Origin of the sequence: Hymenobacter psychrotolerans DSM 18569 (assembly GCF_900142395.1) — a bacterium.
Taxonomy (GTDB): domain Bacteria; phylum Bacteroidota; class Bacteroidia; order Cytophagales; family Hymenobacteraceae; genus Hymenobacter; species Hymenobacter psychrotolerans.
In genome coordinates this window covers 18,423-31,733 of the sequence record NZ_FRAS01000035.1, presented here as the reverse complement: position 1 = coordinate 31,733, position 13,311 = coordinate 18,423, and the positions used below count along the sequence as shown (strand labels likewise).

Here is a 13,311-nt window from a genome sequence, read left to right as displayed (position 1 = left end):
TGGCTGACACGGGCCTGCGAAACGCCAAAACTGGCCGCCTGGTGTTCTTGCAGGGCATTGCTTTTCAGGTAGGTGAGCAGAAAAAACAGCTTCACATCGCTGCCCGCCAGCACCGCCGTCGGCCGTTCGCGGTGAGCCGGAAACTGCCGCCGCTTCCCCGCCAGCGTATGCCAGCGGTGGTGCCGCTCCCAGGCCGGCGCGAAGGCGGTGAGCAAGTCGTCAAACTCGGCCACGTGCAGGCTGGTCAGGGCCAGAAACTGCCGGGGCCGCTCGCGTAAGGCACGGTAATCCATGCCCAAATCTACGGCTGCTCCTCGCGGATTAACTTAGCCACCTTTTCCGAATTAGGTCTAATAAACCAGTTGACACCGCTGCGCTGCTTGCTTTGCGCAATAGCGGCATTAATAAGGGCTAGGCTGCCCCACCCGACGCTGCTTTCTTTGTCTGGAGCCATAGAATACTGCTTCGCTTCAAAGTAAAACGATGAGGGGGCCGGGTACTACGCCCGCACGGCTTCTTCCAGGATGCTTTCCACCCAGCTTTTGCCCCAGTCCTCCAACTCCTGCTCGGTCCAGATCTGAGGGTAGAAGATGCGGCGCTGGAACTTGGGAGGCAGATATTTCTTCCAGTTGGTGCCGCCGGTAGCGGCCAGCGACGTGGGGTGCCGCTCCAGGTAGCGCACCGCCGACTTGAAGTGCATCAGCGGCCAGTTGACGTTCACGTTTACGTCCAGCTGCTTGAGCTGGCGCAGCAGCCGCGGGTTTGCGCGCTCCTCCGCCGGCAGGCGCTGGATTACGCTCCACACGTTCCGCTCGTGGTATTCGGCGGCGTGGGCAATCAGCTGGTGGGTGTACTTCTCCTCGAATTGAACGAGGGTAAGCGCCTTTGCGCCAGTTTCTTCTACGGTGGCACCAGCCTTCCAGTAGATGCAGCCCATCAGTTCGTCGTGGGCGGCGGCTTCGCCCAGCAGGCGGCGCTTTTCCTTGTCGAGCAGGTTGTCGATGTTGGTGCTGGCAATTTCAATCATGCGGTACTGCACGCTCTGAAAGCCGGAAGCGGGCATCAGCGACATCCGGAACTTCAGAAACTGCTGCTTGTCCATGCCGTCTACCATCACATCAAACGAGTCGATGAGGTTTTCGAAGTAGCGGTTGATGCGGCCCAGGCGCAAGACCAGCTCCTGCACCGTGGGCTCCTGAAGCTGCCCGATTTGCTCGTATTCGCAGAGGCAGAGCTTGAAATACAGCTCCGTAATCTGGTGATACATGATGAAAATTCGCTCGTCGGGAATCTTGGTGAGGGGGCGCTGCAGGCTAAGCAGCGTATCCAGGCCGATATAATCCCAATAATTTACATAGTCGGCATAGTAAAGGCCTTCAAGGTAAGCAGCTAAGTCCTGACTGTCAGCGGCATACTTTTCCTGTAGTCGTCGGAGCTGCTCAAAAACGGCAGGCGAAAACTCATCCTGTGGGGTGGGCATAGGGGGCTGGGTGGGTGGAAAGGAGGGTGAATCCGATGACAAAGAACGAAAAAGAGCCCGTATCTGCCAGCCGGAAACTCCCGGCTCACTCTTCGCGCCCAACGCATGTAGCTACAGGTTTTTGCGCCTGATAATTGTATCCATCCGTGCCGGTAATGGGCTGGTGAATTGCTGCCGCGTGCTGCTCTAAGATCTAACCAATTAGCCAGGGTGCCAGCATCAGGCATCCACTTCCACTATAGATGAATTTAATCCAACTAATTGGCTGCATATCTATATAGGTAAATCGAAATTTGTGCGTGCGTACCCTTGCCGCAAGCAACGGTGCGGCTCCGCCAGGCATCTATACGCAAAGCCCCCACTGGCCTTCCGCCGCGGCCAGTACCAGCCACGAATGCCGGCAACGAAAAGCCCGTGCGGTTTTTATTGCGTGATAGTCGCCGAATCCGATACCTTTACCGCGCATATGGCCGAAAAAAGCAGCATCTTCGACATGATTGGGCCGGTAATGATTGGGCCCAGCTCGTCGCACACCGCCGGGGTAGTTCGCATTGCGCGGGCCGCTATCCGCATTCTGGGCAGCGTTCCTACGCACGCTACCATTACGTTCTACAACTCCTTCGCCCGCACCTACGAGGGCCATGGCTCCGACCGCGCCATTGTGGCCGGGCTGCTGGGCATGAACACCGACGATGTGCGCATCCGTGAGGCCTTTGAGCATGCCCGGGAGGCGGGCCTGCACTACACGTTTCAGGGCGTCGGCAATGCCTCCACTATGCACCCGAACACCATCCGGGTGCAGCTGCGCGATGAGCGCACCGGCCAAGCCGTGGAAGTAGTAGGGCAGAGCCGCGGCGGCGGCGTCATCCGCATTGTGGAGGTGGATGGCTTTCCGGCCGACTTCTCGGGCAGCCTGCACACGCTCATCCTCGATGCCGACGACGCCAAAGGCTCCATTGCCTTTATTGCCTCGGTTATCGCCCACGACGACTGCAACATTGCGACCATGCTGGTATCCAGGAAAGGCAAGAACGAGGTAGCCCGGCAGTTTATCGAAATAGATTCCGCCATCAAGAGCATCACGCTGGAGTATCTGCGCCAGCTGAGCTGGGTGCACCGCGTCACCTATATCCCCACCATCGATTAAAAGAGCGAGCAATAATTCGCCAGTCTGAATATATTTCAGCCCCGGATCCTGCCGCCTGACTCTTGCTTCCGGCTCTGCCACTCTACACTCTCTATGAAAGCAACTGCTACGCCGCTGCCGCGCACCCTGGCCGGGACCACTGCCTTGCTGCTGGCTGCTCAGCTCACGCTGGCCCAAACCACGCCGCCGGCGCAGCCCCCGGCCGCCGCTCTGGCCCAGCCCGCTACGGCTGACGGCACTCCCTTCACGCTGCAATCGGCGGTGGCGTATGCCCTGGAGCACAACCTGACCGTGCGCCAGAGCCAGCTCAACGCCGAGCTGAGCGACGTGACGCAGCGGGCCGGGCGCGGGGCGCTGCTGCCCACGGCCAACCTGAGCGGCAGCCAGACCTGGAACTACGGTACCGGCCTCGACCCGCTCACCAACGACTTCGTGAGCCAGACCATCCGGTCCAACAACTTCTCGGCCTTTTCGCAGATTACCCTGTTTTCGGGGTTTCAGCTGCGCAATACCGTCAAGCGCAACTCGCTCGACTACCAGGCCGCGCTAATTGATATTGAGCAGGCCCGCAACGATTTGTCGCTGAACGTGGCGTCGGTGTATCTGCAGCTGGTGCTGTCGGAGGAACTGATCCGGGCCAACCAGACGCGCGTCAACAGCAGCCAGCAGCAGATTGAGCGCACCCAGAAGCTGCTTAAGGCCGGCGCTGTGGCCGAAAGCAACCTGCTCGACAGCCGGGCGCAGCTGGCCTCCGACGAGCTGACCGTAGTGACAGCCCAGAACCAGCGCGACATTGCCCGGCTGCAGCTCATTCAGCTGCTGAACCTGGACGCGGCCGGTGCCGCCAGCTTCCGCATCGACCTGCCCCAGCTGGCCGACCCCGACGATGAAGCGGAGTACGCGGCCGAGCCGGGCGCCATTTTCGAAACGGCCCAGGGGCTGATGCCCGAAATCAAGGCTGCCGACCTGCGCGTGCGCTCCGGCCAGCTGGGCGTTGATGTGGCCCGCGGGGCGTATCTGCCGCGCCTGACGTTTGGGGCGGGGGTGTTCACGGGTTTCTCGTCGTCGCGGCTGGCCCGCGTGTTCAACGGCGACTCCACCTCGGCCATCCCTATTCCGGTGGTGCAGTACGTGAATGGGCAGCCGGTGCCTACCACGTTTGCGGTGCTGCAGCCCAAACAAGCCATTCCGGACCTGCTGCCCGCCAAGTTCTCCGACCAGATCAAGGACAACCTGGGCCGGCAGCTGCAGTTCAACCTGACGATTCCTATTCTGAACGGTTTCCAGGCCCGCACCAATGTGCAGCGGGCCCAGGTGACGGCCCGGCAAGCTGAGTTGCGCGCCGAGCAGACCCGCCTCACGCTGCGCCAGAACATTCAGCAGGCTGCCGCCGACGCGCTGGCCGCGCAGCGCCGGTTCACGTCGTCGAAGCGGCAGGTGGAAGCCCTGACGCTGGCGTACCGCAACGCCGAAATCCGCTTCAACAACGGCCTGCTCAACGGCACGGAGTTCAACATCGCCAAAAACAACCTGGCGGCGGCCGAGTCGACGATGATTCAGGCCAAGTACGAATTTATTTTCCGCAGCAAAGTCCTCGACTTCTACCAGGGCCGCCCGCTGGCGCTCTAAAAGCCGCTGCAACTCCGGCCGCGTAGCTCTGCGGGCCGCTACCTCATTCATTCACTCATTGGGATACATGAAAAACAACCGCTTACTCTACATCTTGCTGGGCCTCGTTATCGTGCTGATAGGAGGCTACGTGGTAGGCAAAAAACAGGGCTGGTGGGGCAAGCCCGCCGGCACCGAAGTGACAGCCGCCAAAGCTGCCACGGTCAATATTGTGGAGCAGGTGAGTGCCTCTGGCAAGGTGCAGCCCGAAACGGAAGTGAAAATTTCCCCCGACGTATCAGGCGAGATTATCGAGCTGTATGTGCAGGAAGGCGACTCGGTAAAGAAGGGCCAGCTGCTGCTGCGCATCCGCCCCGACAACTACCAGGCCCTCGTAAACCAGCAGAGCGCCGTGGTGAACACGCAGCGCGCCAACGTGGGCCAGAGCCAGGCCCGCCTGCAGCAGCTGCTGGCCAACGCCAAGCAGACCGAGCTGACGTACCGCCGCAATGCCTCGCTCTACAAGCAGAAGGTGATTTCGCAGGCCGACTACGAAGCCGCCAAGGCCGCCTACGATGCCTCGCAGGAAGAGCTGAACAGTGCCCGCGCCAGCATCCGGGCGGCGCAGAGCAACGTGGCCAGTGCCCAGGCTTCGCTGGAAGATGCCCGCAAAAACCTCAACAAAACCACCATCTACGCCCCCGTCAGCGGCACCGTGAGCAAGCTGAACGTGGAGAAAGGCGAGCGGGTGCTGGGTACGTCGCAGATGGCGGGCACCGAAATCATGCGTATTGCCAACCTCAACTCGATGGAAGTGCGCGTGAACGTGAACGAGAATGACATCATCAACGTGCACCTCGGCGACTCGGTAGACGTGGAAGTTGACTCGTATGCCAGCAAGGACGAGAAATTCCGTGGCCTCGTGACCAGCATTGCCAACACCGCCAAAGATGCCCTCACGGCCGAAGCCGTTACCGAGTTTGAAGTGCGGATCCGGCTGCTGCCCGACTCGTACCGCCACTTGCTGCGCACCGTAAACGGCCGCACCGTGGTACCGTTCCGGCCCGGCATGACGGCCTCCGTCGACATCATTACAGACCGCAAGACCGGTGTGCTGAGCGTGCCGCTGTCCGCCGTCACGACCCGTTCCGACAGTGCCATGGCCGCCAGCGCGGCTGGTTCCGGTGGGCCGCGCGTGCGGGTGGGCGTAGGGGGCCGCGGCAGCAGCGGGGCGGCCGAAGCCAAGCCGGCGCCAAAGGCCGCCGATGTGCAGGAAGTGGTTTTCGTCATCCGGGACGGCAAAGCGGTGCTGACGCCGGTTAAGACCGGCATCAGCGACTTCCAGAACATCGAAATCCTGAGCGGCCTGCAGGTCGGCGACCAGGTGGTAAGCGGGCCGTTCCGGGCCGTGGCCAAAACGCTCAAACCCAATGAGGCGGTAGTGGTGAAGGATGCTAAAAGCCTGAACAAAGAAGCGCTGAAGGAAACGGCGGAACAAAGCAAGTAAGCCCCTGAAAGGCTGCGTGGTGGCCCGGCAAGGGTTTTTCAGCGCGGCCCCGGCCGGAGAGGCGACGGTTGAACCCCAACCGTCGCCTCTCATTTTTTTTAGCTAAACTGCCCATCCAAGCCCGAAACAGCCCGGGCGGGTTTCTCGCCGATGAGGGCCTAGCTGGTGCAGGGCTTGCGCATTATCTTCATTACTTCTGCTTCCCTTGGAAAAAATAGCCATGCTGGGCGGCGGCTCCTGGGCCACCGCACTCACCAAGATTCTGTCTGAAAACGGCGCGCAGGTCGGCTGGTGGCTTCGCTCGAAAGACGATGTGCAGCACCTGCGTACCACGCGCCACAACCCGCGCTACCTCTCGTCGGTGGCCCACGACCTGACCCGCGTATTTCCGTCTACCGACCTGGAAGAAACCGTGCGCGAGGCCGACTGGCTGGTGCTGGGCGTGCCGGCAGCCTTTGTGCAGAGCGTGCTCGATAAGCTGGACCGCGACGCGCTAAAGCATAAGCGCGTTATTTCGGCCATCAAGGGCATGATTCCGGGTAAAAACGTGCTGGTGACCGACTACGTGGCCGACCGATTCCGGCTGCCGCCTTCGCGGCTGGGCGTAGTGGCCGGGCCCTGCCACGCCGAGGAAGTGGCCCTGGAAAAGCAAAGCTACCTGACCATCGGCTCGCCTGACCCTACGCTGGCCGAGGACTTCTGCCGCCTGCTGCGCAACCGCTACGTGAAAGCCAACCCGGCCGCCGACCTGGATGGCATCGAGTACTTCGCCGTCATGAAAAACATCATTGCCCTGACCTGTGGCATTGCGCACGGCCTCGGCTACGGCGACAATTTTCAGGCGGTGCTGGTGAGCAACGCCGTGCAGGAAATGCGCCGCTTCGTGCACGCCCTCAACCCGCAGCCCCGCGACCTGTCGGGCTCGGCCTACCTCGGCGACCTGCTGGTGACGGCCTATTCGCAGTTCTCGCGCAACCGTACTTTCGGCAGTATGGTCGGCCGCGGCTACAGTGTGAAGTCGGCGCAGATGGAGATGAACATGATTGCGGAAGGCTACTATGCCGTCAAGAGCATCTACGAAATAAACAAGCGCCTGCAGGTGCCCATGCCCATCACGTCGGCGGCCTATCACATTCTCTACGAGAAGATTGCGCCGGCCGTGGAAATCGAGCTGCTGAAGGAAAAGTTTAAATAAGCCGGCGGGCTGGGGTTGCATCTGGTTGCTAGCCAAGACGCTATACCGCAAACACGAGCGTCCGTATAGGGCATGGGCCGGCACTGGCCGGCACTTTCATCACCAACCACCATCCTATGGGCACCTGGGACTACTACAATTTCGATAACGACGCCGCGGCAGACTTCGCCGAAGAATTCCTGGAAGCTCCCAACGAAGCCGTGCTGTATGAAGCGCTGGCAACGGCCGGTGAGGAAGAAGGCACGCTGGAAGCAGCCGTAGCCAGCGAGGCGCTGGCGGCCGCCGAAATTGTGGCGGCCATTCTGGGCCGCCCCGCCCAGAACATTCCGCCGGGCCTGCTGCCCGCTATTGCGCGCCTCGACGCCGGCGCCAGTGAGGACCTGCGCGAGCTGGCCGAAACCGCCGTGGCGGCCGTGCTGGAAAACTCGGAACTGCAGGAAGAGTGGGCCGGCCGGAGCGACTACGCCAACTGGCAGGCACTGCAGCAGGATTTGCTGGAGCGTTTAAAAGAAGAAGAATAGCCGGGTATGAATTGGCTGATTCTGGCTGCCTGCGCCGCGCTGTGCATGGCTCTCTACAACCTGTTTATTAAGGCGGCGGCCGGGCAGGTGCACGAAATGGTGGGGGCGGTGGTGCTGCAGGTGGTGGCCGCACTGGTAGGCGCGGTGCTGCTGCTGAACCTCTACCTACGCGGGGCGCTGCCGCCGGTGCTGGCCACTGGCCGGGGCCTCACGCTGGCCGCGCTGGCGGGCCTGGCTATCGGGCTGGCCGAGATACTGACCTTTGCCGTGTACGGCAAAGGGGCGCCAGCCTCGGTGGGGACGCCGCTTATTGTGGGCGGCTCGGTGCTGCTGACGGCGCTGCTGGGCGTGCTGGTGCTGCGCGAGGCCCTGGGCTGGCAGCAGGCCGTCGGGATGCTGCTGGTGGTGGGAGGAATTGCGCTGCTGGCCCGCGGCCACTAACCACCTTATCGTTCCGGAGTTGCTATTGCGCCGTGCGTGGGCCGTAGAAAACGCCCAGCGCATCCTCATAAACGGGAACATAGTGGCTGGCAACCCAGTCCGGCGGAGTCGTGCCGCGCTCCAGCACCACCAGGTCGTAGCGAATGGCAGGGTCGGCCTTGGTGTGCAGCAGCAGGGGGCGGTTTTCCAGTAGCGCGTAGTGATGCATAAACAGCTCGTGCCAGGGCGAAGCCAGAAATACGCGCCGGGCGTCCCAGCCCGTAAGCCACTCATAAGAGGACTCCAGCTGGTGCTCGCGCTGTTGCTCGGAAACTAGCGAAGCGGCCTGCTGGATCTGTACGTAGCCGGCATAGCCACCAATAAGGAGCATCAGCAGCAACTGCCCGGCCACCGGAATCCGCGCCAACCGGAGCAGACCGGCCCCGGCTATGCCCAGCGCCATGCTGCTGAAGCAAGCCATAAAGAGCAGTACCCGCGCTGGCACCAGCACCTGCTGCACGGCCATCAGCAGCACCGGCACCAGCAGCAGCAGCGTAATGAAGGCCAATATGGGCCGGAGTGCTGGCTGCTTCCACCACAGCAGCGGCAGTGCCAGGCCCAGTACTGCTACCACCGCAACGCCCAGGTAGGACGCACCCGCCAGCGTATCGGCCAGCACGTGCAGGTAGCCGGTATAATTCAGCCAGAAAGTAGCGGGCAGCAGCGGCGCAACGTAGCGGTTGCCCAGCAGCTGCGGGAGCCCTGAAACCACCATAACGGGCAAATACAGCAGTACCGCTGTAGCAGCAACAGTGGCGCCGGCCACCGCCAGCCGCGCCAGGTCCGGCCAGCGGCGCTGCTGCACAAATCCCGCCAGTAGCCCCAGCCCCAGCGCCGCCAGCGGATACACAAACGTCGGGATGGTGTAGAGGCCCAGAATGCTGCTGCTAATGAACACAGCCCAGGCCAGCCGGGGCCATGGTGCCCGCCGCCACAGGGCAAGGGCCGCAAAAAATGCCGCCAGCAGCAGGGCCAGCTGCAGAAAGTAGCCCCGCCCGGCCACCGCATAGAAAACACCCAGCGGCGAAAACCCAAACAGCCCGATGCCCAGCGTGGCCGCCCGAAACCCCAACTGCCGGCTGAGCAGCAGGTAGGCTCCGGCAGTAGCCGCCACCGCCACAACCAGCGTAGGCAGGCGCATGACCAGCCGCAGATTATGGCTGAGCAGGCTCAGGGGCCAGCAGAGAAAATTGAAAAGCAGGTGGTTGTTGGGAATCGGGTAGAAGCTGCTGATAGCCAGCGGGCCCTCGTGAATAAAGTAATCGAAGGAAGCCGCTTCGTCGGTGCTGATGGGGCAGACGATGAGGTACCAGAGCCACGTCAGCAGCAGCGCCACCAGCAGGCTGCCCCCAACCAGCTTTTCCGGGGTGCTCAGGGTGGCCGGCAACTGCCCCAGCAGCGCTTGCACTTGCTGCCATTCCGCGTGTAGCAGGTGCCCTTGCTGCCGCAATGAGTGCCGAAGCAGCAGCAGTGCCCCGCCACTGGCCAGCGCCACCGCTGCCAGCCCTCCGCGAAGCAGCGCGTAGCGGGCCGGCGTAAGTGCCAGCGTCAGGTGGTGGAAGCTGCCTTCGTGATAGGTGATGCCGGACAGCACCTGCACTTGCTCGTAGGAGGCCGGCCCGAAAATCAGCAGCAGGAAGCCGCTGCTCAGCAGCAGGCACAGCAGGCCCGGCAGCAGCAAGGGGCGAAAAGACATGGCAGCGGGCAGCTAGTGAGGCAGCAGATCTGTCCCGGCAAGTTTGGTCAGCTCTTCCCAGACGCGGTGTACCGGCAGGCCCATCACGTTGAAGTAGGAGCCCTCCAGCCGGGTCACGGCAACCATGCCAATCCAGTCCTGCGCACCGTAGGCGCCGGCTTTGTCCAGCGGTTGATACTGCCGTACATAAAACTCTATTTCCGAGTCGGATAAACTACGGAAATAAACCCGGGTCTGGTCGGAAAAAACCACTTGCTGCCCGGTTCCGGTGAGCAGGCATACGCCCGTGAACACGTCGTGGGAGCGGCCCTGCAGGCGCTGCAGCATACGTACGGCCTCGGCCGGGTCGGCGGGCTTGTTCAGCACGTCGTCATCGAGGCAGACGATGGTGTCGGCCGTCAGCACTACCTCGTCTGGGGCCAGGGTGGCGCGGTAGGCGGCGGCCTTATAGGCGGCCAGATATTCGGCTACTTCGGCGCGGCGCAGGTGCTCGGGGTACGACTCGTCTACTTCCTGCAGACGTACGGTGTAGTGCAGGCCCAGGTCCGTGAGCAGCTGGCGGCGGCGCGGCGAGTTGGAGGCCAGAACAAGGTTCATATCAGAAACAGAAAAGAAGGCAGAAGCAGGCTGGCAGCCCGCAATCAGCTGGCGGTGCCGGTAGGTGCCGGCGTCAGGAACTCGGCCAGGAAAGGATGGGCAGTTTCAGAAGCTTCGATGCTGCTGAACAGGAAGCCCCCGATGGTTTTGGGGTAGAAGAACGTGGATTTGGGCGGCATCACGGCGCCCGAGTGGCAGACCCGCTCCACCTCGTCCATGGTTACTTCGTTGGTGATGAAGGCCGCGCGGGCCTGGCCGTGGTCTACGCGCTGCAGGCATTCGGGGAAATTGCGCACGTAGGCTACGCCGGGCCACTGCCGTTGCGCATCGGGCCCCACTATGCCCAGCACCTTTTCCAGCACAAAGAAGTGCAGGACCGTCAGATCCAGCGCCTTCACCTCGGGCGTGGTGTTCCAGCTGAGCTGCGCGTGCACCTCAGGCCGCAGCCGCACTTTGTAAGCCTGCCCCTCGCCCAGATACAGGCCAAACGCCCAGGGCTTGCCGGCAATCAGCTCCGGCAGGTCGTAGGGGTCCTCTTTGGGCAGCACGGTGAAGTAGGGTTCCAGCCGGGCCAGAAACTCGGCATCGGTAAGCGCATCGGGCAGCTCCAGCAGCAGGCGGTGCGTGGGCAGGATGCGCAAATCGTCGGCGGCGGCGTTGGTCAGGTACATCAGGTGATAGTTCCAGCCCTCGTAGCCGCTGGCGTCCGGCGCCGCCGCCTGGCGGGCCTGGCGGTAGGCCAGGGAGCCTTCGTAGCGGTGGTGTCCGTCGGCCAGAATCACCTGCCGGGCAGCCAGCACCTGCTGAAACCGCCGGATAATGGCGGCATCCTGAATCACGGCCAGCACGTCGCGGGCGCCCTGGTAGTCTTCCTCCGTCTGGTAAAGAGGCGTGCGGATGGCTTCGTCCAGGTACCGCTCCAGCTCAAAGTCGTCGTCGCGGTAGAGGCCGTGCGTGGCGCTGCTCTGAAACTCAGTGCGGGCCAGTAGCTCCGCCCGGTCATTGACGGCGGCCGGCAGCGTGTTTTCGTGGCGCAGCACCACGTCCTCCGACCAGTCGTAGGCCCGGATGTGGCACATGAACCCCTTGCGGCAATACTCGCGCGGGCTGCCCGGCAGCCGGAAATACTGGTAATAGGCGTAGATGCCCGGCAACTCATCCTGGCGTAGCACGCCGGCTTGCTGCCACTCGCGCAGGCGCAGCAGGGCCTCGCCGGCCGCATCGGTACCACGCGGCACCGAAAGGTGAATACTGTTGAGCGGGTTGCGGTAGAGCGCCTCCCGCTGTTTGGCCGATACCACGTCAAACAGCGGCGAAACGTACTCGTCGATATGCTGGCTTAGTGTGGGGTTGTAGCGCCAGCCGCGCAGGGGTTGAATTTCAGCCAAATCTGTTTTGGGTGAATGGTGATGGGGTGAGTAGTGACAGGTGACAGGTAAATGGTGATAATGAGGTGACAGGGTGATGAGAAATCAAGGTGCCAGGCAAAATGTCTGCCATTCACCTCATCACCATTCACCCCATCACCGAGCATTACGGGGCCAGCCGGCTCAGGCGCCATGTGTCGCCTTCCAGCTCGTACACTATCCGGTCGTGGAGGCGGCTGGGGCGGCCCTGCCAGAACTCTATGCGGTGGGGCCGTAGGATGTAGCCGCCCCAATGCTCCGGCCGCGGCAGCGGGTCCTGGTCGCCAAACCGGTTGAGCACGGCCGTTTCCTGTTGCTCCAGCTGCTGGCGGCTTTCAATCTTCTGGCTCTGCGGCGAGGCCCAGGCGCCAACCTGGCTGGCCCGCGGCCGGCTCTGAAAATACTCGTCGGACAGGCTGGCGGGCGCTTTTTCCACGCGGCCTTCCACCCGTACCTGCCGCTCCAGCCCGGGCCAGAAGAACGTGGCGGCAGCCAGCGGCCGGGCGGCCAGCTCTTGGCCCTTGCGCGACTCATAATTGGTGTAGAACAGCAGGCCAGCGTCATCGGGCAGGCCTTTGAGCAACACCACGCGGGCCGAGGGCTGCCCCGATTCGCTGACGGTGGCCAGCGTCATGGCAGTGGGCTCGTCGAGCTGGGCCTGCAGCGCCTCTTCAAGCCAGCGGCGGAACTGCAGCACGGCGGCGGGCAGCACATCAGCTTCAGAAAGGGTGCGCTGGGCGTAGGTTTTGCGCAAATCGGCCAGATGCGGGTCTATCATCAGAAGATGCTGGGGTAGAATGAAGCAGAGCAGCGCGCCGCTGGCCGTGAGCATAGGAGGATGCCCGCGGGTGGGCGGCGCGTTTGAGCCTGCAAGGTAGCATAATGATGATATGCGGGAACCTGGGCGGCCTTCTCTGACGTAAACCAACCAAGCGGTGGGCGGTTCACGAAACGTCTGCCACTGGCCGGAGCGGGTGGCGGGCCGACAGGCCGTCTGGCCAAGGCAACCTGTGGGCCGCCCGCCGACTCTTTGGCTATACCGCCCGGCTTAGTATCATGTATAATCCTTCTGCCATGCCGCGTCTTCGCTCCAGCAGCCTGCTCATTTCCCAGCCATTTCTCGGCGACCCCAACTTCGAACGGACCGTGGTGCTGATCTGCCGCCACGATGAGCAGGACGGCACGTTTGGGCTGGTGCTCAACCGGCCTTCCAGTCTATGCCTGGGCGACGTGCTTGAGCTGCCCGAGGGTACGCCGGAGGTGCTGGCCCGCCAGCCGCTGCTGCTTGGAGGCCCCGTGCAGCCCGATACCCTGCATTACCTGCACCAGCGCCCCGATATTCCGGAGGCTGTTCCGCTGGGGCAGGATGTATACTGGGGCGGCGACTTTCACGTTCTGGTTGGGCTGCTGCTAAGTGGCGACATGCAGCCCGAGGCCGTCCGCTTTTATGCGGGCTACTCCGGCTGGACGGCCGGGCAACTGGCCACTGAGGTTGGGGAAAATGTTTGGATTGTGCATCCGGATGCTGCCGGGAAAGTCTTTACTTTGGACAATGATGCTTTCTGGCAGGCTATTCTGCGCGAGAAAGGCGGCCGTTTCCGCGCCCTGTCCAACTACCCTTTGGACCCTCGTCTCAACTAACCTGTTTTCTTCCTTCGTTGCCCGTCGTGCCGC

Annotated in this window: 14 protein-coding genes; 7 read left to right on the top strand and 7 right to left on the bottom strand. The window is 62.5% G+C overall.

The annotated features are described in order from the left end of the window. The 3 genes from BUE15_RS19775 to BUE15_RS19770 all read right to left on the bottom strand — a co-directional run. Window positions 1-293, bottom strand: a 293-nt coding sequence (locus BUE15_RS19775; RefSeq protein WP_139252144.1) for a transposase family protein, incomplete at its 3' end; no start/stop codon positions are given. An 8-nt stretch (window positions 294-301) separates the two neighbouring features. Beyond that, window positions 302-454 (bottom strand): hypothetical protein, encoded by a 153-nt coding sequence (locus BUE15_RS22120; RefSeq protein ID WP_170865324.1) that lies wholly within the window; start codon window positions 452-454, stop codon window positions 302-304. 45 nt (window positions 455-499) lie between these two features. Continuing rightward, window positions 500-1,480 carry a tryptophan 2,3-dioxygenase family protein gene (locus tag BUE15_RS19770; protein ID WP_073288784.1) on the bottom strand — a complete coding sequence of 327 codons (981 nt, stop codon included), beginning with the start codon at window positions 1,478-1,480 and terminating at the stop codon, window positions 500-502. Between the two features lie 466 nt (window positions 1,481-1,946). Between BUE15_RS19770 and sdaAB the strand changes: the two genes are divergently transcribed. The 6 genes from sdaAB (at window position 1,947) to BUE15_RS19740 (ending at window position 7,899) form a co-directional block, all read left to right on the top strand. After that, the gene (gene sdaAB / locus BUE15_RS19765; RefSeq protein ID WP_073288782.1) at window positions 1,947-2,627 is read left to right on the top strand and encodes an L-serine ammonia-lyase, iron-sulfur-dependent subunit beta; all 681 of its coding nucleotides are present in this window, start codon (window positions 1,947-1,949) and stop codon (window positions 2,625-2,627) included. Between the two features lie 93 nt (window positions 2,628-2,720). Further along, window positions 2,721-4,256: a TolC family protein gene (locus BUE15_RS19760; protein ID WP_073288780.1), complete on the top strand. Its 1,536-nt coding sequence runs from the start codon at window positions 2,721-2,723 to the stop codon at window positions 4,254-4,256. A gap of 67 nt (window positions 4,257-4,323) precedes the next feature. Beyond that, entirely contained in the window at window positions 4,324-5,742 is a 1,419-nt protein-coding gene (locus BUE15_RS19755; protein WP_073288777.1) for an efflux RND transporter periplasmic adaptor subunit, read from the top strand. A gap of 205 nt (window positions 5,743-5,947) precedes the next feature. Further along, the gene (locus tag BUE15_RS19750) at window positions 5,948-6,937 is read left to right on the top strand and encodes an NAD(P)H-dependent glycerol-3-phosphate dehydrogenase (RefSeq protein ID WP_084549208.1); all 990 of its coding nucleotides are present in this window, start codon (window positions 5,948-5,950) and stop codon (window positions 6,935-6,937) included. Window positions 6,938-7,053: 116 nt separating this feature from the next. Beyond that, complete coding sequence (locus BUE15_RS19745; protein WP_073288776.1) at window positions 7,054-7,458, top strand: DUF4259 domain-containing protein; 405 nt, start codon at window positions 7,054-7,056, stop codon at window positions 7,456-7,458. A 6-nt stretch (window positions 7,459-7,464) separates the two neighbouring features. Next, on the top strand, window positions 7,465-7,899 hold the full coding sequence (locus BUE15_RS19740; protein ID WP_073288774.1) for an EamA family transporter: 435 nt from the start codon (window positions 7,465-7,467) through the stop codon (window positions 7,897-7,899). Window positions 7,900-7,921: 22 nt separating this feature from the next. On the opposite strand, the gene BUE15_RS19735 is transcribed toward BUE15_RS19740, so the two are convergent. The 4 genes from BUE15_RS19735 to pdxH all read right to left on the bottom strand — a co-directional run bounded on the left by BUE15_RS19735 (window position 7,922) and on the right by pdxH (window position 12,469). Continuing rightward, on the bottom strand, window positions 7,922-9,634 hold the full coding sequence (locus BUE15_RS19735; protein WP_073288772.1) for a hypothetical protein: 1,713 nt from the start codon (window positions 9,632-9,634) through the stop codon (window positions 7,922-7,924). Between the two features lie 12 nt (window positions 9,635-9,646). Beyond that, window positions 9,647-10,231 (bottom strand): Maf family nucleotide pyrophosphatase, encoded by a 585-nt coding sequence (locus BUE15_RS19730; RefSeq protein ID WP_073288770.1) that lies wholly within the window; start codon window positions 10,229-10,231, stop codon window positions 9,647-9,649. Window positions 10,232-10,275: 44 nt separating this feature from the next. Next, window positions 10,276-11,619 (bottom strand): DUF1015 domain-containing protein, encoded by a 1,344-nt coding sequence (locus tag BUE15_RS19725; RefSeq protein WP_073288768.1) that lies wholly within the window; start codon window positions 11,617-11,619, stop codon window positions 10,276-10,278. A 145-nt stretch (window positions 11,620-11,764) separates the two neighbouring features. Next, complete coding sequence (pdxH, locus tag BUE15_RS19720; RefSeq protein ID WP_244535993.1) at window positions 11,765-12,469, bottom strand: pyridoxamine 5'-phosphate oxidase; 705 nt, start codon at window positions 12,467-12,469, stop codon at window positions 11,765-11,767. A 224-nt stretch (window positions 12,470-12,693) separates the two neighbouring features. Between pdxH and BUE15_RS19715 the strand changes: the two genes are divergently transcribed. Further along, complete coding sequence (locus BUE15_RS19715; RefSeq protein WP_073288766.1) at window positions 12,694-13,278, top strand: YqgE/AlgH family protein; 585 nt, start codon at window positions 12,694-12,696, stop codon at window positions 13,276-13,278. The last annotated feature ends 33 nt before the right edge of the window (window positions 13,279-13,311 follow it).